The 20,725-nt window shown below is 71.2% G+C and carries 24 protein-coding genes; 18 read left to right on the top strand and 6 right to left on the bottom strand.

The genetic code is table 11. The features are described 5' to 3' along the window. Positions 1-12: 12 nt before the first annotated feature. On the bottom strand, positions 13-597 hold the full coding sequence (locus P3T37_RS05180) for a hypothetical protein (protein ID WP_280722208.1): 585 nt from the start codon (positions 595-597) through the stop codon (positions 13-15). Between the two features lie 30 nt (positions 598-627). Further along, the gene (gene htpX / locus P3T37_RS05185; protein ID WP_280722209.1) at positions 628-1,557 is read right to left on the bottom strand and encodes a zinc metalloprotease HtpX; all 930 of its coding nucleotides are present in this window, start codon (positions 1,555-1,557) and stop codon (positions 628-630) included. A 427-nt stretch (positions 1,558-1,984) separates the two neighbouring features. Here htpX and hrcA point away from each other — a divergent pair, with 427 nt between their 5' ends. The 11 genes from hrcA (at position 1,985) to era (ending at position 11,181) form a co-directional block, all read left to right on the top strand. Beyond that, positions 1,985-3,007, top strand: a complete 1,023-nt coding sequence (gene hrcA / locus P3T37_RS05190) for a heat-inducible transcriptional repressor HrcA (RefSeq protein ID WP_280722471.1) — start codon at positions 1,985-1,987, stop codon at positions 3,005-3,007. 82 nt (positions 3,008-3,089) lie between these two features. Further along, complete coding sequence (gene dnaJ / locus P3T37_RS05195) at positions 3,090-4,226, top strand: molecular chaperone DnaJ (protein ID WP_035806116.1); 1,137 nt, start codon at positions 3,090-3,092, stop codon at positions 4,224-4,226. A 90-nt stretch (positions 4,227-4,316) separates the two neighbouring features. Further along, positions 4,317-5,066: a 16S rRNA (uracil(1498)-N(3))-methyltransferase gene (locus P3T37_RS05200; RefSeq protein WP_280722210.1), complete on the top strand. Its 750-nt coding sequence runs from the start codon at positions 4,317-4,319 to the stop codon at positions 5,064-5,066. 65 nt (positions 5,067-5,131) lie between these two features. Then, entirely contained in the window at positions 5,132-5,491 is a 360-nt protein-coding gene (locus tag P3T37_RS05205; RefSeq protein WP_280722211.1) for a histidine triad nucleotide-binding protein, read from the top strand. 3 nt (positions 5,492-5,494) lie between these two features. Beyond that, complete coding sequence (locus tag P3T37_RS05210) at positions 5,495-6,427, top strand: ribonuclease Z (RefSeq protein ID WP_280722212.1); 933 nt, start codon at positions 5,495-5,497, stop codon at positions 6,425-6,427. 156 nt (positions 6,428-6,583) lie between these two features. Continuing rightward, complete coding sequence (locus P3T37_RS05215) at positions 6,584-7,696, top strand: PhoH family protein (RefSeq protein WP_280722213.1); 1,113 nt, start codon at positions 6,584-6,586, stop codon at positions 7,694-7,696. Positions 7,697-7,710: 14 nt separating this feature from the next. Beyond that, the gene (gene ybeY / locus P3T37_RS05220; RefSeq protein WP_280722214.1) at positions 7,711-8,205 is read left to right on the top strand and encodes an rRNA maturation RNase YbeY; all 495 of its coding nucleotides are present in this window, start codon (positions 7,711-7,713) and stop codon (positions 8,203-8,205) included. Between the two features lie 4 nt (positions 8,206-8,209). Next, positions 8,210-9,532 carry a hemolysin family protein gene (locus P3T37_RS05225; protein WP_280722215.1) on the top strand — a complete coding sequence of 441 codons (1,323 nt, stop codon included), beginning with the start codon at positions 8,210-8,212 and terminating at the stop codon, positions 9,530-9,532. Positions 9,533-9,581: 49 nt separating this feature from the next. Continuing rightward, positions 9,582-9,950 carry a cytidine deaminase gene (locus tag P3T37_RS05230; protein ID WP_280722216.1) on the top strand — a complete coding sequence of 123 codons (369 nt, stop codon included), beginning with the start codon at positions 9,582-9,584 and terminating at the stop codon, positions 9,948-9,950. A 51-nt stretch (positions 9,951-10,001) separates the two neighbouring features. Further along, positions 10,002-10,151 (top strand): hypothetical protein, encoded by a 150-nt coding sequence (locus P3T37_RS05235; protein WP_280722217.1) that lies wholly within the window; start codon positions 10,002-10,004, stop codon positions 10,149-10,151. A 79-nt stretch (positions 10,152-10,230) separates the two neighbouring features. Next, the gene (gene era / locus P3T37_RS05240) at positions 10,231-11,181 is read left to right on the top strand and encodes a GTPase Era (protein WP_280722218.1); all 951 of its coding nucleotides are present in this window, start codon (positions 10,231-10,233) and stop codon (positions 11,179-11,181) included. 66 nt (positions 11,182-11,247) lie between these two features. Here the strand turns inward: era and P3T37_RS05245 are convergent, their stop codons facing one another. Continuing rightward, positions 11,248-11,535 carry a protealysin inhibitor emfourin gene (locus tag P3T37_RS05245; RefSeq protein ID WP_280722219.1) on the bottom strand — a complete coding sequence of 96 codons (288 nt, stop codon included), beginning with the start codon at positions 11,533-11,535 and terminating at the stop codon, positions 11,248-11,250. A 384-nt stretch (positions 11,536-11,919) separates the two neighbouring features. On the opposite strand from P3T37_RS05245, the gene leuA reads away from it, so the two are divergent. The 7 genes from leuA (at position 11,920) to P3T37_RS05280 (ending at position 18,570) form a co-directional block, all read left to right on the top strand. Then, positions 11,920-13,701 (top strand): 2-isopropylmalate synthase, encoded by a 1,782-nt coding sequence (gene leuA, locus P3T37_RS05250; RefSeq protein WP_280722220.1) that lies wholly within the window; start codon positions 11,920-11,922, stop codon positions 13,699-13,701. A 269-nt stretch (positions 13,702-13,970) separates the two neighbouring features. Next, positions 13,971-14,594, top strand: coding sequence for a TerB family tellurite resistance protein (locus tag P3T37_RS05255; protein WP_280722221.1), 624 nt, complete (start codon positions 13,971-13,973; stop codon positions 14,592-14,594). An 86-nt stretch (positions 14,595-14,680) separates the two neighbouring features. After that, complete coding sequence (gene recO, locus P3T37_RS05260; protein WP_280722222.1) at positions 14,681-15,427, top strand: DNA repair protein RecO; 747 nt, start codon at positions 14,681-14,683, stop codon at positions 15,425-15,427. Between the two features lie 2 nt (positions 15,428-15,429). Further along, the gene (locus P3T37_RS05265; RefSeq protein ID WP_280722223.1) at positions 15,430-16,266 is read left to right on the top strand and encodes an isoprenyl transferase; all 837 of its coding nucleotides are present in this window, start codon (positions 15,430-15,432) and stop codon (positions 16,264-16,266) included. A 106-nt stretch (positions 16,267-16,372) separates the two neighbouring features. After that, a complete protein-coding gene (locus tag P3T37_RS05270; protein WP_280722224.1) occupies positions 16,373-16,687 on the top strand; it encodes a type VII secretion target in 315 nt (104 codons plus the stop codon). 2 nt (positions 16,688-16,689) lie between these two features. Then, positions 16,690-17,883 carry a WXG100 family type VII secretion target gene (locus P3T37_RS05275; protein WP_280722225.1) on the top strand — a complete coding sequence of 398 codons (1,194 nt, stop codon included), beginning with the start codon at positions 16,690-16,692 and terminating at the stop codon, positions 17,881-17,883. Between the two features lie 66 nt (positions 17,884-17,949). Next, the gene (locus tag P3T37_RS05280) at positions 17,950-18,570 is read left to right on the top strand and encodes a hypothetical protein (protein ID WP_280722226.1); all 621 of its coding nucleotides are present in this window, start codon (positions 17,950-17,952) and stop codon (positions 18,568-18,570) included. 13 nt (positions 18,571-18,583) lie between these two features. On the opposite strand, the gene P3T37_RS05285 is transcribed toward P3T37_RS05280, so the two are convergent. The 3 genes from P3T37_RS05285 to P3T37_RS05295 are packed head-to-tail and all read right to left on the bottom strand — an operon-like array spanning position 18,584 to position 20,720. Continuing rightward, positions 18,584-19,036: a Fur family transcriptional regulator gene (locus tag P3T37_RS05285; RefSeq protein ID WP_280722227.1), complete on the bottom strand. Its 453-nt coding sequence runs from the start codon at positions 19,034-19,036 to the stop codon at positions 18,584-18,586. A gap of 35 nt (positions 19,037-19,071) precedes the next feature. Beyond that, the gene (locus P3T37_RS05290; protein ID WP_280722228.1) at positions 19,072-20,004 is read right to left on the bottom strand and encodes a metal ABC transporter permease; all 933 of its coding nucleotides are present in this window, start codon (positions 20,002-20,004) and stop codon (positions 19,072-19,074) included. After that, positions 20,001-20,720 (bottom strand): metal ABC transporter ATP-binding protein, encoded by a 720-nt coding sequence (locus P3T37_RS05295; RefSeq protein WP_280722229.1) that lies wholly within the window; start codon positions 20,718-20,720, stop codon positions 20,001-20,003. Before P3T37_RS05295 ends, P3T37_RS05290 begins: the two co-directional genes overlap by 4 nt. Positions 20,721-20,725: the final 5 nt, after the last annotated feature.

A 20,725-nucleotide genomic window follows, 5' to 3' on the forward strand; every position in this document is an offset into this window, starting at 1 on the left:
AGACACGGGCTCTCAGAGGCCGGGCGCGCCCCAGACCGGGAACCAGCGGCTGAGATCCGACTCCACCCGCAGGTCGTTGCCGAGCATCGCCTTCACCTGGAGCTCCAGCGGGCTGTTGCGCCGCTCGCCCCCGCCGGGCATCGGCGCGAACGGGAAGAACGTTCCGCGCTTGTACAGGTACACCAGGGCCAGCGACTGCCCGGCCTCGTTGCGGAAGCCGACCAGCGAGCAGAGCAGCTGCGGCCCGAAGCCGTTCGCCTCCAGTTCGCTGTTGACCGCGTGCAGGTCGTTGACCAGCTCCGGCAGCTCCTCGGGGGTGTGCCGGGCGAGCAGCCAGGAGTAGCCGTACTCGTCCTGGCTCGCCTCCACCGGCACGCCGCCGTTCGCGGTGTCGGCGTCCAGCAGGGCCCGGACCTGGCGTTCCACCTCGCCGAACGCCCCACCCTCGACGGCGGCGAAGCAGACCGAGCCGAGGCCGGTCGGCTTGAAGCCGACGGCCGCCTCCAGGGTCAGCGCGGCCGAGGGCACGCCGAAGAGCTGGTCGAGATCGGGCCGGACCGGCTTGCTGCGACCGAGCAGCGCATCCAGGAATCCCACGAGTGTTCCTTCCGCATAGCTATTGGGGGGTCAGCGTCCCAGCTCGGCCGAGATCTTGCCCAGCTGCTCCAGCCGCTGCTCCAGCGAGGGGTGGGTGGACAGCAGCTGCGAGGCGGCCTCGCGCGCGCTCAGCGCGGGGGCGAAGTAGAAGGCGTTGTACGGCTGCGCCTGGCGCAGGTCCTTGGTCGGGATGGCGGCGATCTGCCCGGTCACCTTGGTGAGCGCCGAGGCCAGCGCGCTCGGGCGGCCGGTGAGCTGGGCGGCGGCACGGTCGGCGGCCAGCTCGCGGTAGCGCGAGAGCAGCCGGGTCAGCAGGAAGCTGATCGCGTACACCACCATGCTGACCAGCGGGATGATGATCATCGCGATGGCGGCGTTGCTGTCGTTGTTGTTGTTGCTGCGGTTGTTGCCGCCCATCATTCCGCTGTAGAGCGCGATCCGGGTGATCGCCCCGGCCAGCACGCCCAGGAAGCCGGCGATGGTCATCACCGCGACGTCCCGGTGGGCGACGTGCGAGAGCTCGTGGGCGAGCACGCCCTCCAGCTCCTCCGGGTCCAGCCGCCGCATCAGGCCGGTGGTCACGCAGATGACCGACTTCTCGGGCTTGCGGCCGGTGGCGAAGGCGTTCGGCATGTCGTTGTTCGCCACCGCGACGCGCGGCTTGGGCATGTCCGCCAGCGCGCAGAGCCGGTCAATGGTGCCGTGCAGCTGCGGATACTGCTCAGGGGTGACCTCGTGGGCGCCCATGGCCCGCTCGGTGATCTTGTCGCTGAACCAGAACTGCACGATGAACAGGCCGCCGGCGATCAGCACGATCAGCGGCCAGGCGCCGCGGAGCAGGACGATCAGCACGCCGGTGAATCCGACGTACAGCAGGCCGATCAGGAACATGGTGGTGACCATCCGCCCGGTCAGCCCACGGTCGGGGGCGAAGCGGGTGTGGGGGCCGGACGCCGACATGGCTGCTCCTCTTGAAGTCACTCTCGGTTGCTGTCGATGCTGCCACTTTGTTCCCCCGCAGGCACCACCCATGCCGACCCCGTCCGAGTCGTCCGGGTGGAAAGTGATCCGCGCGGCATCCGGGGACAGGGCGTTCCTGCTGACGGACCCGGGCCTTACACTGGCAGGTACGGTTCTGGCACTCGGATGACCCGAGTGCCAAATCCGTCACAGGACACCGTAAGACCTGGTACCAGGACAACGTGCAACGAGGGAGGTGCGTGCCATGTTCGATGAACCCGAGTCCGACCCTCGCCCGCCCGGCCGAGCGTCGGCTTCCGAGGGGTCCTCGGGCCCCAAGGCCGCGCCCGCCCGCGCCGCGTCCCGGCCCACCGCCACCCAGCGCGCCGCCGCTGCGGCCCTGAGCCCCGAGCCGAGCCGGCTGGACATCCGCCAGCTCGACGATCGCAAGCTCTCCGTGCTGCGGGCCATCGTGCAGGACTACGTCGGCACCGAGGAGCCGGTCGGCTCCAAGGCCCTGGTCGAGCGCCACAACCTCGGCGTCTCGCCGGCCACCGTCCGCAACGACATGGCCACCCTCGAAGAGGACGGCTACATCCACCAGCCGCACACCAGCGCGGGCCGGATCCCCACCGACAAGGGCTACCGGCTCTTCGTGGACCGGCTGGCCGAGGTGAAGCCGATGAGCGCGCCGGAGCGCCGCGCCATCCGCCACTTCCTGGACGGCGCGGTCGACCTGGACGACGTGGTGGCCCGGACGGTGCGGCTGCTCGCGCAGCTCACCCGGCAGGTCGCGGTCGTCCAGTACCCGTCGCTGACCAGGTCCACCGTCCGGCACGTCGAGCTGCTGGCGCTCGCGCCGTCCAAGATCATGCTGGTGCTGATCACCAACACCGGCCGGGTCGAGCAGCGGATCGTCGACACCCCGGGCCCGGTGGGCGAGACCACCCTGGCCGACCTGCGCGCCCGGCTCAACGCCCGGGCCGGCGGGCGGTTCTTCCCGGACGTGCCGGCCCTCGTGGAGGACCTGCCGTCCTCCTTCGAGCCGGCCGAGCGTCCGAACGTGACCACGGTCCTCTCCACCCTGTTCGAATCGCTGGTGGAGCAGAACGAGGAACGGATCATGTTGGCCGGCACGGCCAACCTGACCAGATTCGGCCATGACTTCCCGCTCACCATCCAGCCGGTCCTGGAGGCCCTGGAGGAGCAGGTGGTGCTGTTGCGCCTGCTGGGTGAGACCGCCGACTCCGGGATGACCGTCCGGATCGGCCGGGAGAACGAGTACGAGGGCCTCAATTCCACCTCCGTCGTCTCGGTCGGTTACGGTTCGGGCGACGAGAGCGTGGCAAAACTGGGTGTGATCGGCCCCACCCGGATGGACTATCCGGGCACAATGGGGGCGGTGCGAGCGGTGGCACGGTACGTGGGTCAGATCTTGGCCGAGTCGTAGAGAACGAGAGCGGGCGGGCCCACCGGGGCGCGTCCGAGACCAGTCGCAGCACCTTCTAGAGGCGGAACAAGCGGAGCATTTGGTGGCCACGGACTACTACGCGGTACTCGGCGTCCGACGGGATGCGGGGCAGGACGAGATCAAGAAGGCGTTCCGGCGCCTCGCGCGTGAACTGCACCCGGACGTCAACCCGGACCCGAAGACTCAGGAGCGGTTCAAGGAGATCAACGCCGCCTACGAGGTGCTCTCGGACCCGGCCAAACGGCAGGTGTACGACCTCGGCGGCGACCCGCTCTCCCCGAACGGGGGCGGCGGCGGCTTCGGCGCGGGCGCGGCCGGCTTCGGCTTCTCCGACATCATGGACGCCTTCTTCGGCGCCGCCTCCGGCCAGCGCGGCCCCCGGTCGCGCACCCGGCGCGGCCAGGACGCCATGATCCGCCTGGAGATCACCCTGGACGAGGCCGCTTTCGGCACGACCAAGGAACTCCAGGTCGACACGGCCGTCACCTGTACGACCTGTAGCGGTGAGGGTGCCGCTCCCGGCACCTCCGCGCAGACCTGTGACATGTGTCGCGGCAAGGGCGAGGTCTCCCAGGTCACCCGGTCCTTCCTGGGCCAGGTCATGACCTCGCGGCCCTGCCCGCAGTGCCAGGGCTTCGGCACCGTCGTGCCGACCCCGTGCCCCGAGTGCGCCGGCGACGGCCGGGTGCGCGCCCGCCGCACGCTGACGGTCAAGATCCCGGCCGGTGTCGACAACGGCACCCGGATCCAGCTGGCCGGCGAGGGCGAGGTCGGCCCGGGCGGTGGCCCGGCCGGCGACCTCTACGTCGAGATCGCCGAGACCGCGCACCCGACCTTCCAGCGCCGCGGCGACGACCTGCACTGCACGGTCACCATCCCGATGACGGCGGCCTCGCTCGGCACCCAGGTGCCGCTGCAGACCCTGGACGGCCTGGAGGAGGTCGACATCCGGCCCGGCACCCAGTCCGGCCAGTCGATCCCGCTGCACGGGCGGGGCGTCACGCACCTGCGCGGGGGCGGCCGGGGCGACCTGATAGTGCATGTCGAGGTGCAGACTCCCACCAAGCTCGACCCCGAGATGGAGGAGCTGCTGCGCCGGCTGGCGGTGCTGCGCGGCGAGGAGCGGCCCTCGGGCACCTTCGCGCCCGGCCAGCAGGGGCTGTTCTCCCGCCTGAAGGACGCCTTCAACGGCCGCTGAGTTCGACCGAGTTCGACCGAGTTCGACCCTGGCCGGTCCGCTGCCTACGTGGCGGCGGGCCGGCCACCACCATTTCGTGAGGAACGCCGCATGACCGCGCCCGTCTTCGTCGTCGACACCGCCCGCCTCGCCGGCGCCTCCCCGGGCGCCGTGGTCCGGTTGGACGGGGCCGAGGGGCGGCACGCGGCCGCCGTGAAGCGGCTGGAGGCCGGCGAGGCGGTCACCCTCACCGACGGCCTGGGCCTGGGCGGCCACGGCACGGTGAGCGCCGTGCACGGCAAGGACGCGCTCGACGTGACGCTCGCCGAGCTGGTCGAGGAGCCCGAGCCCGGCCCGCGGATCGTGGTCGTCCAGGCGCTGCCCAAGGGCGACCGCGGCGAGCTCGCCGTCGAGACCATGACCGAGGTCGGCGTCGACGTGGTGATCCCGTGGGCCGCCTCGCGCTGCATCACCCAGTGGAAGGGCGACCGCGGCGCCAAGGCACTGGCCAAGTGGCGCTCCACCGCGCGCGAGGCCGGCAAGCAGTCGCGCCGGCTGCGCTTCCCCGAGGTGCGCGAGCAGATGACGACCCGTCAGCTCGTCCCGCTGCTGGCCTCGGCGGCGCTGGCGGCGGTCCTGCACGAGGACGGCGCCGAGCCGCTGGCCACCGTTGCGCTGCCGACCGCCGGGGACGTCTTCCTGATCGTCGGGCCGGAGGGCGGGGTCAGTCCCGAGGAGCTGGCGGCGTTCGCCGAGGCGGGTGCGAAGCCGTACCGGCTGGGCCGCTCGGTGCTGCGCACCTCGACCGCCGGGGTGGCGGCCGGGGCGCTGCTGCTGGGCCGCTCCGGCCGCTGGTCGTGAACCTGCGTCCGGTAGTTTGACGGCACGTCCGACGGGCAGACCGCCCCTTCCACGGAGAGTGACCCATGTCCGTACCGATCGACGCCGACTGCCTCTTCTGCAAGATCGTGACGGGTGACATCCCGGCCACGGTGGTCCGCGAGACCGAGCGCACGCTGGCCTTCCGGGACATCAACCCGCAGGCCCCGACGCACATCCTGGTGATCCCCAAGGCGCACTACCCGAACGCCGCCACGCTGGCCGCCGCCGAACCGGAGCTGGCCGGCGTGCTGCTGAGCGAGGCGGCCGGGGCGGCCGCCGACGAGAAGATCGCCGACTCCGGCTACCGGCTGATCTTCAACACCGGTGCGGGCGCCGGCCAGACCGTCTTCCACGCACACGTCCACCTGCTCGGCGGGCAGGTCTTCCACGAGGGCCTGGTCTGATCCGTGTCGAGTCGCGAACTGGTCGTCCTCGGCACGGCCAGCCAGGTGCCGACCCGGCACCGCAACCACAACGGCTACCTGCTGCGCTGGGACGGTGAGGGCCTGCTCTTCGACCCGGGGGAGGGGACCCAGCGCCAGATGCTGCACGCCGGCGTCTCGGCCACCGACCTGACCCGGATCTGCGTGACGCACTTCCACGGCGACCACAGCCTGGGCCTGGCCGGCGTGATCCAGCGGATCAACCTGGACCGCGTGCCGCACCCCGTGCACGCCTACTACCCGGCCTCCGGCCAGGTCTTCTTCGACCGGCTGCGGCGCGCCACCGCCTTCCACGAGACGGCCGACCTGCGGCCGCACCCGATCGCCGACGCCGGCCCGCTGGAGGCCCCGGGCGCGCCCTTCGCGCTGGAGGCGGTCCGGCTCTCGCACCCGGTGGAGTCCTTCGGCTACCGCCTGACCGAGCCCGACGGCCGCCGCCTGGTGCCCGAGCGGCTGGCCGCGCTGGGCCTGCGCGGCCCGGACGTCGGCCGGCTCCAGCGTGAGGGCCGGATCGAACTGGACGACCGTACGGTCACCCTGGCGGAGGTCAGCGAGGAGCGGCCCGGCCAGCGGTTCGCCTTCGTGATGGACACCCGGCTCTGCGACGGCGTGGCGGCGCTGGCCGAGGGCGTCGACCTGCTGGTGATCGAGGCGACCTTCCTGGAGGCCGACGGCCGCCTCGCCGAGGAGCACGGCCACCTCACCGCCGCCCAGGCGGCCCGGGTCGCGGCCGAGGCGGGCGTCCGGACCCTGGTGCTGACGCATTTCTCGCAGCGCTACCCCGATCTGGAGGGGCACCTCGCGGAGGCGCGCAAGCACTTCGACGGCGAACTGGTGGTCGCCGAGGACCTCGCCCGCGTCCCGGTGCCCCCGCGCCCGCGGGGCGGAATGCGGTGAGCGGGGAAAAGGGGTGGCATCACCGCCGGAACTGCCAGACCATCGTTGCGGCCGCAGCACGGCGAACTGCCGCGCGGCGTACCCTGGTGACCCCGGAACCGACCGGTCGGCACCCGCAACCACGAATGGGAAGAGGACAGGCCGCAGCGCCGACTCATGAGTGAGCCAAAGAGTGAGACCGCAGAGCACCGCACGCAGGCAGCGAACGGTGCCAGTGCCCGGATCGTGATTCCCGAGAAGCACCCGATGGTCACCCTGCTCGGTGCCACCGACTCCCTCCTGCGAGTGATCGAGCGCTCCTTCCCCGAGACCGACATCCACGTCCGGGGCAACGAGGTCACCGCCACCGGCGCGCGGGCCGACCTCAATCTGGTCCAACAGCTGTTCGACGAGATGATGCTGGTGCTGGGCGCCGGCCAACCCCTGACGGAGGATGCCGTGGAGCGGTCCATCGCGATGCTCAGGAACGCCGCCGCCGACCCCGCAGGGGCCGGCGACAGCCCGTCCCAGGTCTTCACCGCGGCGATCCTGTCCAACCGGGGCCGCACGATCCGTCCCAAGACGGAGAACCAGAAGAACTACGTCGACGCGATCGACCGGCACACCATCACCTTCGGCATCGGCCCGGCCGGCACCGGCAAGACCTACCTGGCGATGGCCAAGGCCGTGCAGGCGCTGCAGGCCAAGGAGGTCAACCGGATCATCCTGACCCGGCCCGCCGTCGAGGCCGGCGAGCGGCTCGGCTTCCTGCCCGGCACGCTCTTCGAGAAGATCGACCCGTACCTGCGGCCGCTCTACGACGCGCTGCACGACATGATGGACCCCGACTCGATCCCCCGGCTGATGGCCGCGGGGACCATCGAGGTCGCCCCGCTCGCCTACATGCGCGGACGGACCCTCAACGACGCCTTCATCATCCTGGACGAGGCCCAGAACACCTCGCCCGAGCAGATGAAGATGTTCCTCACCCGCCTGGGCTTCAACTCCCGGGTGGTGGTCACCGGCGACACCAGCCAGATCGACCTCCCGGGCGGCACCCGCAGCGGCCTCAAGGTGGTCCAGGAGATCCTCGCGGACGTCCCGGACATCCACTTCTCCGTCCTGACCAGCACCGACGTGGTCCGCCACAAGCTGGTCGGCCGGATCGTGGAGGCCTACGAGCGCTGGGACGCCCTGGAGAACGCCGAGGACGCCCAGGCCGCCGGCGGCAGGGCCGCACCCCGGCACACCAACCGCACGCCCCGACAGCCCCATCGCACCGAAAGCTGAGCGCAGACCTCTTCATGTCCATCGACATCGCCAACGAGTCCGGCTGGGACGCCGACGAGGATGCCATCCTCGACGTCGCCCGCTTCGCCCTCGACAAGATGCGGATCCACCCGCAGTCCGAACTGTCCGTGATCCTCATCGACAGCGAGGCGATGGAGCAGCTGCACATCCAGTGGATGGACCTGCCAGGTCCGACCGACGTGATGTCCTTCCCGATGGACGAGCTGCGTCCGGGCAAGGAGGGCGAGGAGCTGCCGCAGGGGCTGCTCGGCGACATCGTGCTCTGCCCCGAGGTGGCCAAGGCCCAGGGGCTGGCGGCGCCGTCGCAGCACTCGATGGACGAGGAGCTGCAACTGCTCACCGTCCACGGGGTGCTGCACGTGCTCGGCTACGACCACGAGGAGCCGGAGGAGGAGCGCACCATGTTCGCCCTCCAGAAGCGCATCCTGGACGACTGGCGCGCCGGTCGCGGGCTGTCGGGGCTCTCCCCGGCGCCCACCACGCACTGATCCGATGAGCGGGGACAGTACGAGTTTTCTGGTCGGGGCGTTTCTGCTGGTCATGGTCGGTTGGCTGGCCGCCTGCGCCGAGGCGGGGATCTCCCGGGTCTCCCGGTTCCGTGCCGAGGAGGCCGTCCGGGCCGGCAGGCGCGGCTCGGACCGGCTGCTGACGCTGGCGAGCGATCCGATCCGCTACCTCAACCTGGCCACCCTGATCCGGGTGGCCAGCGAGGTGGCGGCCGCCGTCCTGGTGACCGTGGTCTGCGTCCGGTCCTTCCAGCAGACCTGGCAGGCCGTGCTGCTGGCGTTCGGCGTGATGGTGCTGGTCTCGTTCGTCGCGGTCGGTGTCTCGCCGCGCACGATCGGGCGCCAGCACCCGCTCACCTCGGCCACCACGGCCTCGTTCGTGCTGCTGCCGCTGGCCCGGATCCTCGGCCCGATCCCGCGGCTGCTGATCCTGATGGGCAACGCGCTCACCCCGGGCAAGGGCTACCGCGAGGGGCCGTTCGCCTCCGAGGCCGAGCTGCGGGCGCTGGTCGACCTGGCGGAGAAGGACGACCTGATCGAGGACGAGGAGCGCCGGATGGTGCACTCGGTCTTCGAGCTGGGCGACACCATCGTGCGCGAGGTGATGGTGCCGCGCACCGACCTGGTGATGATCGAACGGCACAAGACGGTCCGCCAGGCGCTCACCCTGGCGCTGCGTTCCGGCTTCTCGCGGATCCCGGTGGTCGGCGAGAACGAGGACGACGTGGTCGGCATCGTCTACCTCAAGGATCTGGTGCGCCTCACCCACATCAGCCGGGACGCCGAGTCCGAGCAGGTGGACACCATGATGCGGCCGGCCGTCTTCATCCCGGACAGCAAGCCGGCCGGCGACCTGCTGCGCGAGATGCAGCAGATGCGCTCGCACGTCGCGATCGTGATCGACGAGTACGGCGGCACGGCCGGCCTGGTCACCATCGAGGACATCCTGGAGGAGATCGTCGGCGAGATCACCGACGAGTACGACCGGGAGATCGCCCCGGTCGAGGACCTCGGCGACGGCTCGTTCCGGATCACCGCCCGGCTGCTGGTCGAGGATCTCGGTGAGCTGTTCGGCATCGAGCTGGAGGACGAGGACATCGAGACCGTCGGCGGCCTGCTCGCCAAGCACCTGGGGCGGGTCCCGATCCCCGGCTCGGCCTGCGAGGTCCCGCTGCCGCAGGACGGTCCGAGCGGGCTCAGCGCGATCAGGCTGACCGCGGAGAGCTCGGCCGGGCGCCGCAACCGGATCGGCACCGTGGTGGCCGCGCCGGTCGGCCTGCTCGGCGACGTCCAGGAGCAGGCGGAGTAGGACGGTCCTGCCGGTGGACACCCGGTGCCTCGGGGGTGGCCGGCGTTTTATGCTCAGCGGCATGACTGACCTCGATCGCGTCCTTGACCCCGAAGACCAGAAGCTCGTCACCCTGGCCCGCTCCGCCCGCGCCCGCAACGGCGTGGCGGAGGGAGCGGCGGTGCGGGACGAGACCGGCCGCACCTACGTCGCCGGGACGGTCGCGCTGCCCTCGCTGGCGCTCAGCGCGGTGCAGACGGCGGTGGCGATGGCGGTGGCGAGCGGTGCGAAGGGCCTGGAGGCGGCGGTGGTCGTCACGGCCGAGCAGGCGGCCGCGGAGCCGGACCTGGCCGCCGTCCGGGACCTGGGCGGGGCCGGTACGCCGCTGCTGCTGGCCGGGCCGGACGGGGTGCTGCGGGCGCGCGTCGAGGTTTCGTAGGGCCGGCCTGAGTAGTCCGATAATCTCACTCCGACTGAGGGGGAGTGGGGCATGGGGGTACTCGGGTTCTTCGCCGCGTTGCTGATGGTGGTGATGGGGTTCGGACGGTGGCACGAGACGCACTCGCCGTACTGGCTGGCCGGCTCGGTCGCCCTGCTGGTGGTCACCCTGGTCGGGGCGCTGCAGTCGCGCCGGAAGTAGCCGGCCGGGGTGCCGCGGGCCGGCTGCCGAGGCGGCCGGCCCGGGCGCCTGTCCGGTGCGGTCCGGGCGATCAGGGAGAATGGTCCTCATGAGCGACACTCCTTCTTCCCCGGCTGCCCCGTACCGCTCGGGTTTCGCGTGCTTCGTAGGCCGTCCCAACGCGGGTAAGTCGACCCTGACCAACGCCCTGGTGGGGACGAAGGTCGCGATCACCTCCGACCGTCCCCAGACCACCCGGCACACCGTGCGCGGCATCGTGCACCGCCCCGAGGCACAGCTCGTCCTGGTCGACACCCCCGGTCTGCACAAGCCGCGCACCCTGCTCGGCGAGCGCCTCAACGACCTCGTCCGCTCGACCTGGGCGGAGGTCGACGTGATCGGCTTCTGCCTGCCCGCCGACCAGAAGCTCGGCCCCGGCGACAAGTTCATCGCCAAGGAGCTGGCCGAGGTCAAGAAGACCCCCAAGGTGGCGATCGTCACCAAGACCGACCTGGTCGACTCCAAGAAGCTCGCCGAGCAGCTGATCGCCATCCACCAGCTCGGCCTGGAACTGGGCATCGAGTGGGCCGAGATCATCCCGGTCTCGGCGGTCGGCGACAAGCAGGTGGACCTGCTGGCCGACCTGCTCACCCCGCTGCTGCCGCTGGGCCCGCCGCTCTACCCGGACGGCGACCTGACCGACGAGCCCGAGCAGATCATGGTCGCGGAGCTGATCCGGGAGGCCGCACTGGAGGGTGTGCGCGACGAACTGCCGCACTCGCTGGCCGTGGTGGTCGAGGAGATGATCCCGCGCGAGGGACGCCCCGCGGACCGTCCGCTGCTGGACATCCACGCGAACGTCTACATCGAGCGGCAGAGCCAGAAGGCCATCGTGATCGGCGCGAAGGGCGCCCGGCTCAAGCACGTGGGCACCACGGCGCGCAAGCACATCGAGGCACTGCTCGGGACGCCGGTCTACCTGGACCTGCACGTCAAGGTGGCCAAGGACTGGCAGCGCGACCCCAAGCAGCTGCGCAAGCTGGGTTTCTGACACTTCGTCGGCCACGTCGTCCGCCCCTTGCAGGGGCTGGGCGGCGTGGCCGACGGCTGTTCCGAGCTACTCGCCGACCGCCGGGAGGGTGACCCCCTGGCGCAGCACCAGGGAGATCAACTCGCGCTGGGAGTCGGTCAGTTTGGGATCCGCGCAGTGAACTGTCCGGCCGTCCACGACGATCCGGAAGTGGTAGCCGTCCGGCACGCCGTAGGAGGGGATCCGCGAGGCCCCCGCGACGGCCTCGCGGGCGAGGGCGTGCACGTGTGGGGCATCGAGCCGTTCGGCGGTGTCCAGCTCGGCTCGTGCTGGGCGTCCCGCGAGGCCGCCGGTCCTGGTCACCTGTATACGCATGGTCGCCAGTCTGCTACCCAGTGCTCGGAATTGCTCGAATTTCTCGACACTGACGCCTGTCGCGTGTCGCAGTCGGGCAGTTCGAGTTCGTTCGGGCTTAGTTCGAGGCCGTTCGGGAACGCCGTCTCAAGGCGTGGAAACCTCGTGGACTTCACTTCGGTCCCGCCGATCCCTCGGTTACGCTGGTTCACATCATGCGTTACGGGCTGCTTCTTCTTAGCTGCCGCGTCGAGGGCCTGTAGATCGATTCAAGGCCGGCCCCCTCGCCGCGGAGTCTTTGGTGTGCGCATCCATCTCTCCAGCTCTGCGCAGCGCCAGTCGGCCCGTCGGGTGAACCTCACCCCGACTCCGCCCGCATTCGAAGAGAAGCCGAGAGTCTCAACCATGACTGAGCAGTCCTCCATCGCTCGCGCGTTCATCGACCGGCCCACCCCGATCACGGCGGCCAGCGTCCGGCAGCAGCCGTCCGGTATGCCGTTCGCCCGCTACGAGCCCTTCGGTGTCGTCGACCTGCCGGACCGCACCTGGCCCGGCAAGGTGATCACCAAGGCGCCGCGCTGGCTGTCCACCGACCTGCGGGACGGCAACCAGGCGCTGATCGACCCGATGTCGCCGGCCCGCAAGCGCAAGATGTTCGACCTGCTGGTACGGCTGGGCTACAAGGAGATCGAGGTCGGCTTCCCGTCCTCGGGTGCCACCGACTTCGACTTCGTCCGCTCGCTGATCACCGAGGGCGCGATCCCCGAGGACGTCACCATCTCGGTGCTGACCCAGGCCCGCGAGGACCTGATCGAGCGCACCGTGGAGTCGCTGGTCGGTGCGCCGCGCGCCACCGTCCACCTGTACAACGCCACGTCGCCGCTGTTCCGCCGGGTGGTTTTCCGGGGCAGCAAGGACGACATCAAGGCGATCGCGGTGGACGGCACGCGGCTGGTCATGGAGTACGCCGAGAAGATCCTGCGCGACGACACCGTCTTCGGCTACCAGTACTCGCCGGAGATCTTCATCGACACCGAGCTGGACTTCGCGCTGGAGGTCTGTGAGGGCGTGATGGACGTCTGGCAGCCCGGCGAGGGCCGCGAGATCATCCTGAACCTGCCGACCACGGTGGAGCGTTCGACCCCCAACGTGTACGCCGACAAGATCGAGTGGATGTCGCGCCACCTGTCGCGCCGCGAGTTCGTCGCGCTGTCCACCCACCCGCACAACGACCGCGGCACCGGCGTCGCCTCGGCCGAGCTGGCCGTGATGGCGGGTGCCGACCGGGTCGAGGGGTGTCTGTTCGGGCAGGGTGAGCGAACCGGCAACCTGGACCTGGTCAACGTGGGGATGAACCTGTTCTCGCAGGGCGTGGACCCGATGATCGACTTCTCGGACATCGACGAGATCCGGCGCACCTACGAGTACTGCAATCAGATGGTCGTACCGGAGCGCCACCCGTACGCTGGCGACCTGGTCTACACCTCCTTCTCCGGCTCGCACCAGGACGCGATCAAGAAGGGCTTCGACGCGCTGGAGGCCGACGCGGCCGCGGCCGGCGTGCCGGTCGGCAGCTACACCTGGGGCGTCCCGTACCTGCCGATCGACCCCAAGGACGTCGGCCGCTCGTACGAGGCCGTGATCCGGGTCAACAGCCAGTCCGGCAAGGGCGGCATCGCCTACGTCCTGAAGAACGACCACCGGCTGGACCTGCCGCGCCGGATGCAGATCGAGTTCTCGAAGATCATCCAGGCCAAGACGGACGCCGAGGGCGGCGAGGTCACCCCGGCCGACATCTGGGCGATCTTCCAGGACGAGTACCTGCCCACCCCGGAGAACCCCTGGGGCCGGATCGCGCTGCGCGGCCAGCAGAGCCTGACCACCGCGGACGGCCGGGACACGCTGAGCAGCGCCGCCGTCGTGGACGGCGTGGAGACCACGCTGGCCGGTGCCGGCAACGGACCGGTCTCGGCCTTCGCGGACGCGCTGGCCCGGATCGGCGTGGACGTCCGGGTCCTGGACTACGCCGAGCACGCGATGAGCGAGGGCGGCGACGCCCAGGCGGCCGCCTACGTCGAGTGCGCGGTGGGCGACCAGGTCCTGTGGGGCGTCGGCATCGACGGCAACACCGTGCGCGCCTCCCTGAAGGCGATGATCAGCGCGGTCAACCGGGTCAGCCGCCGCTGACGTCAACGCGGTTGGGGTCGGTTGCCCCGAACGTGTGGACCTGCTGGGGCAGATGTGGCCTGGGACACATTTTTCCCCGATGGCGGGTGTTGGAGGTGCTGACACATGCCGGTAACCGTGGCAACATCGACGCACCGGAAACGGGTCGGTGGGACGGCCTCCTCCTCCGGTCGCGTGACCTGCCCGTCGACGTGCAGGCCGCCTGCCATGTCTGGGGAGTTGGCGCCGTGACACGGTTGTGGGGTGTTCGCCCGAGGTGGCGGACGGATGTGCTCGGCGACTTCTTCTGTCCAGGTTGTGGTGGTGACCGCAACTACCGCCGGCAGCACGGCCGGCGGTGGCTGCGGTTGCTCGGCTCGCCGGTGCTTCCGCTCGGGCCGGTGCTCGGCAGTGTGCAGTGCACCTCCTGCCACGGCCGGTACGGCGTGGAGAGCCTGGAGCAGCCCACCAGCGTCCGGCTCACCGGCATGCTCCGCGACGCGCAGTACACCGTGGCGCTGGCCGTCCTGGCGGCCGGCGGCACGGGCACGGCGGCCGCCAGGAACGAGGCCTGCGCCGTGATCAAGGCGGCCGGCTTCGAGGACTGCGGCGAGGCCCAGGTGCTCGCGGCGCTGGCCGCGCTCTCCGGCTGCGGCCACGGCGAACCGTTCGACGTGCACGGCCTCGGCAGCGGGCTGGCCGTCGAACTGCACGCGGCGCTCGAACCGCTGGCGCCGCACCTCGCCCAGCAGGGCCGCGAGCGCCTGCTGCTCCAGGGCGCCTGGATCGCGCTGGCCGACGGCCGCTACCTCCCGCAGGAGCGCGAGGCGCTGGCCGCCGTCGGGACCTGCCTGCGCCTGGGGGAGGACACCGTCCGCCGGCTGCTGGAGGCCGCCACCCGTACTCCGCGCTAGAGGACCGATAATGGGTGGATGGCCACCCTGTCCCGCCGTCCGTCCGCGCCCGGAGCCCGCCCGCCGCACCTCTGCGAGGCCCGGCGATGACCCTGGTGCGCGATGACGGCGTCGTGCTCCGGGCCCAGAAGCTCGGCGAGGCCGACCGGATCATCACCCTGCTCACCCGCCAGCACGGCAAGGTCCGTGCGGTGGCCCGCGGGGTGCGCAAGACCAAGTCGAAGTTCGGCGCCCGGCTGGAGCCGTTCTCCCACGTCGACGTGCAGTTCTTCAGCCGCGGCAGCGAGCTGGTGAGCCGCTCGCTGCCGCTCTGCACCCAGGTGGAGACCATCGCCCCCTACGGCGGGAGCATCGTCACCGACTACGGCCGCTACACCGCCGGAACCGCCATGCTGGAGACGGCGGAACGTTTCGCCGAAAACGAGGGCGAGCCCGCCGTCCAGCAGTACCTGCTGCTGGTGGGCGGACTGCGGACGCTGGCCGCCGGCACCCACCAGTCGCACCTGGTCATGGACGCCTTCCTGCTGCGCTCGCTCGCCGTCAACGGCTACGGCGCCAGCTTCACCGACTGCGCCAAGTGCGGTCTGGACGGTCCCAACCGCTTCTTCTCGCTACAGGCCGGCGGGGTGCTCTGCGGGGACTGCCGAGTGCCTGGCTGTGCCGTACCCTCCCCTGAGACACTGGTCCTGCTCGGTGCGCTGCTGTCGGGAGACTGGCAGACGGCCGACACCTGTGATCCGAGGTACTGGCGGGAGGGCAGCGGCCTGGTCGCCGCCTACCTGCAGTGGCACCTCGAGCGGGGCATCCGCTCGATGAGATACGTGGAGAAGTGAGCATGGCAGCGCGACGGCTCTTCGGCGGCAGCAAGCAGCGGGAATACCTGCCCCCGACCCCGCACCCGAGCGGCGCCCGGCCGCCGAAGATCCCCGGGGAACTGGTTCCGGGCCACGTGGCCATCGTCATGGACGGCAACGGCCGCTGGGCCAAGGAGCGCGGCCTGCCGCGCACCGAGGGCCACAAGGTCGGCGAGAGCGTCGTGCTCGACGTGCTCCGGGGCGCGATCGAGCTGGGCGTCAAGAACATCTCGCTCTACGCCTTCTCCACCGAGAACTGGAAGCGGTCACCCGACGAGGTGAAGTTCCTGATGAACTTCAACCGGGACGTGATCCGCCGCCGCCGCGACGAGCTGGGCGCGATGGGCGTGCGGATCCGCTGGGCCGGCCGGATGCCCAAGCTCTGGAAGAGCGTGGTCCAGGAGCTCCAGGTGGCCGAGGAGCAGACCAAGGACAACGACGCCGTCACGCTCTACATGTGCGTCAACTACGGTGGCCGGGCCGAGGTCGCCGACGCGGCGGCGGCGATGGCGGCCGACGTGGCGGCCGGTGTGCTCGACCCGAAGAAGGTCAACGAGAAGACCTTCGCCCGCTACATGTACCACCCGGACATGCCCGACGTGGACCTCTTCCTGCGCCCCAGCGGTGAGCAGCGGACGTCCAACTTCCTGCTCTGGCAGTCGGCCTACGCCGAGTTCGTGTTCCAGGACGTGCTCTGGCCGGACTTCGACCGGCGTGATCTGTGGCGCGCCTGCGAGCAGTTCGCGATGCGCGACCGCCGCTTCGGCGGCGCGCTGCCGAACGAGACCGCCACCGCCGAGGTCCCGCCGCAGCGTTGACCCTTCGCTCTCGGCGGCGCGGGCCGGGCGGCCCGCGCCGCCGCGAACTTCCTGTTGTACAGTGCCGTGAATTTCCGACAGGCCTTCACGAACGGGGAGTTGGCAGATGGCGGACGATCATTTCTTCATAGATCCGGTCAAGGTGAGCGCGCTCGGCGCGGACTTCCACAGCACGTCCACGGGTCTCGACCCGAAGATCAAGACCTTCGGCACCAACGCCGAGAACGTCAACGACGCCTTCGGCATCCTGGCGGAGTCCACCGCCGCGCTGCAGAAGTACGTCGCGATGACGCAGGCGACGGTGACCAGCCTGCAGCAGCTGAGCACCCAGCTCCAGGGGTACTCCGACGCGCTGGCGCAGACGGTGACCGCCTACCAGAAGGCCGACCAGGCCCACGCGACCCAGCTCAAGGTGGTCTGACGATGGCCCAGGAGCCGGACCCGCAGAGCGCGGCGGCCACACCGCCGCCACCCAAGATCACTTCCAGCTTCGACATCTTCAGCCCCGGCGGGGACCCCGGGGTCCTGCGCGCCTGCGCCACCGCGTGGCGCGGCATGGCCACCGACCTGAAGGCATCCCGGGACCAGCTGGACCACCAGGTGTCCGGTCTCGGCACCTCCTGGACCGGCCAGGCCGCCACCGGCTTCCACACCCACTGGAACACCACCCGGGGCCAGATCGACGCCGCGCTGCCGCACTTCGAGGAGGTCGCCAAGCAGCTGGACAACGCCGCCGACTCCATCGAGTCGGTCAACAACCAGATCACGGAGATCGTCGCGGAGATCGCCGCGACCGCCGCGATCGGCATCGGCCTCTCCATCGTCACCGCCGGCTTCTCGGACGCGGCGGCGGCCTCGGCGGCCGCCGTGGAGGCGGGCGAGGCCAGTGCGGCGGTGGCACGGCTGGCGAAGATCCTGGCGGCGATCGAGAAGGTTCTGGAGACCGTCAAGACCGCGATGGAGGACAACAAACTGCTGTCCTTCGGCGTCAAGTTCGCCGGCAACCTGGCCGGCAACTTCGGCGGCAACGTGCTGGGCCAGGCGATGGCGGGCCAGCAGGTCACCTGGGGAGCGGACTTCCAGGACGCGGCCGTCTCGGCCGGCGTCGGCACCTCGCTCTCCGGCCTCGGCGAGAAGTTCGCACCCAAGGTGGCCGACGCGCTGGGCACCAAGTTCGCGGGATCGGGTGCGCATGCCGGGAATTGGGGCGGCGCAACCGTCATCAGCGACCTGCTCAAGGGCGAGGGCCTGGCCGGCGGGATGTTCACCAACGGCGTCACCAGCGCCGCCGGCACCACCGCCGCGGACACCGTCGACATCGCGCAGGGCAAGAAGAACGCCACCAACCTCTGGCAGGACGTGGTGACCTCGGGCGTCGGCGGTGTGGCGGGCGGCGCAGCGGTGCACGCCGGGAACAAGGTCTACGGACCGGGCACGGGCAGCCACCGCGCGGAGGGCTCGCCCGACAGCAACCTCCCGGGCGACGCCGCGACCAACGGCGCCGCGTACGGCACGGCCGGTGCGGCGGAGAACGACCTGACCGGCGAGCCGTGGCCGGACACCTACTTCGACAACGGGTCGGTGCTGGTCGACCCGAAGGGGGCCTACCAGCCGTAGCTAGGGTGGGTGGCGGGGTCGGCCGGTGGCCGGCCCCGCGCCCGGTCACCGGAAGGAGGGTCCGCAGTGTTCGAGGTCCGCAAGAGCATCCGCAGGTTCCGGGAGGACCCGGACTGGGTGTACGAGAAGCACTCGACGGCCGACTACGCCGAGTTCGACAAGCGCGGCTACCCGTTCAGCATCGAGGCGGGCGACGGCGTGCTGCGCGACGTGCTGCGCGGCTCGGTGGCCGGCTACCCGGTGACGCTCGGGCACGTGGTGGTGCGGACCAGGCCGCCGAGCCGGGGCGGCGCGCTGCACGACTTCTCGATCGCCGCGCTCGACCTGCCGCGGGCCCTGCCGGCCACCGCCGTGACCTACGGCAGGCTGGCGGCCAAGTGGCACGCCGACCGCGCGTGGCCGATCCCGCCCGGCGTCTGGGAGCAGCACCCGCTGCCCGGCGGCGGCCCGGGGGCTCAGGTCGAACGGGTCTGTGCGGACTACGAGTTCGGCGAGATGCTGATCACCGACGAGATCAAGCGGCTGACCGCGGCGGCGGAGATCGGCTGGCGGATCGACCGCGCGCGGCTGATCGGCTGGACGGACGGGCGGCGCAGCTACGAGGACCTGATCGTGCTGGCCGAGCGGCTGGCCGCGCTGGTGGCGGCCTTCCCGGCCGCCACCTGGCAGTGGCGGGAGTGGTCCTGATACCGCAGCACGGCTAGCCGTGCTGCGCGGCCTGCTGCCGGGCCTCGCGCTCGGCCTGCTGCTTGGCGGCGCAGTCGCCGCAGGTGCCGAAGATCTCCAGGGTGTGCGCGATGTCGCTGAACCCGTGCTCGGCCGCGACCGCGTTGGCCCAGCGCTCGACCGCCGGACCCTCCACCTCCACCGTGCTGCCGCAGTGCCGGCAGACCAGGTGGTGGTGGTGCCCGCTGCTGCAGCGCCGGTAGACCGCCTCGCCGTCCGCGGTGCGCAGCACGTCCACCTCGCCCGCGTCGGCGAGCGACTGCAGCGTCCGGTAGACGGTGGTCAGGCCGACCGAGTCGCCCCGGTGCTTGAGCATGTCGTGCAGTTCCTGCGCGCTGCGGAAGTCCTCGATCTCGTCCAGCGCGGCGGAGACGGCGGCGCGCTGCCGGGTGGATCGGGCGCGTGGCGACGGGCCTGCGGTGGTCACCGGTGCTCCTCCTGGGGGTCGGGTCGATTCACAGCTCATTGTGCCAGCCTCGCACTCCCGACAGGGTCCTCGCGGACGGCGACTGTGACCGGCTCCTCGCACCGCTCCCCGCGGGTCGGCCCGCCCGGCGGTGGCGCGGCGGTCCGGTGCCGTCGGCGTGCCAGCGGCGCGGCCAGCAGGCTGAACAGGGCGAAGAGCGCGATGGCCAGCAGCACGATGGCCGAACCCGGCGGCACGTCGGTGCGGTACGAGGTGGCCACCCCGCCGAGCGAGACCGCCACGCCGATCCCGATCGCCAGCGCCTGGGTGGCCGCGAACGAGCGGGTCAGCAGCTGCGCAGCCGCGACCGGGACCACCATCAGCGCGCTGACCAGGAGCAGCCCCACGACCCGCATGGCGACCGTCACGGTCACCGCGGCCATCACCGCCAGCAGCAGGTTGAGCAGCCGCACCGGGACGCCGCTGACCCTGGCGAACTCCTCGTCCTGGCAGACGGCGAAGAGCTGGCGGCGCAGCCCGAGGGTGATCGCGACCACCAGGCCACCGAGCGCGCCGATGGTGATCAGGTCGGCCGAGTCCACCGCGAGGATCGAGCCCCAGAGGTAGCCGTCCAGGCTGCCGCTGCTCCCGGTGGCGGCGGGGGCCTTGCTGATCAGCAGCCGGCCGCAGGCCATGCCGCCGTAGAAGAGCATCGCCAGCGCGATGTCCCCGCGCTGGTTGCCGCGCGCCCGCACCAGCTCCATGACCACCGCGGCCAGCACGCATACCAGCACGGCCGTCCAGACCGGGCTGGTCTGGAAGAGCAGGCCCAGGCCGACGCCGGTCAGTGCGACGTGGCCGATGCCGTCGCCCATCAGGGCCTGGCGGCGCTGCACCAGGTAGATGCCGACGGCGGGCGCGGTGACGCCGACCAGGAGGGCGGCGAGCAGGGCGCGCCGCATGAAGTCGAAGGAGAGCATCTCGGTCATACCGGCACTCCAGAGGTGGTGGTGGAACGGTTCTGCGTGACGCGGCTGACCCGGCCGTCCCGGAGCAGGACCGTGCGGTCGATCAGCGGCGCGAGCGGGCCGAGCTCGTGCAGCACCAGCAGGACGGCCGAACCGCGGGCGACCTCGCGGCGCAGCACGTCGGCCAGCAGCCGCTGGTGGGCCAGGTCGACCCCGGCCATCGGCTCGTCCATGATCAGCAGGTCCGGCGCGGCGACCAGCGCCCGGGCGATCAGTACCCGCTGCTGCTGGCCGCCGGAGAGGTCGCCGACCCCGTCGCCGGCCCGGTCGAGCAGGCCGACCGCGTCCAGTGCCCGGTCGACGGCCGCCGCGTCCCGGCGGCGGAAGGGCAGCATCCGGTGCAGCGGCAGCCGTCCGGTGGAGACCACCTCGCGCACGGTCGCCGGCACGCCGCTCGCCGCGGTGGTGCGCTGCGGGACGTAGCCGATCCGGTGCCAGGCGCGGAAGGCCGCCTGCGGGGTGCCGAAGAGCTCCAGTTCGCCGCCGAGCAGCGGCACCGCGCCGACCACGGTCCTGACGGTGGTCGACTTGCCGCAGCCGTTGCCGCCGAGCAGCGCGACCACCTCGCCTGGGGCGACCGTGAGGTCCACCCCGTGCAGGACCGGACGGCCGCCGAGTGCGGCGACGGCGCCGCGCAGCCGGACGGCGGGCGTGGTGTCGTGGGGCGCGGGTGTCACCGGGA

Origin of the sequence: Kitasatospora sp. MAA4, from assembly GCF_029893355.1 — a bacterium.
Lineage (GTDB): Bacteria > Actinomycetota > Actinomycetes > Streptomycetales > Streptomycetaceae > Kitasatospora.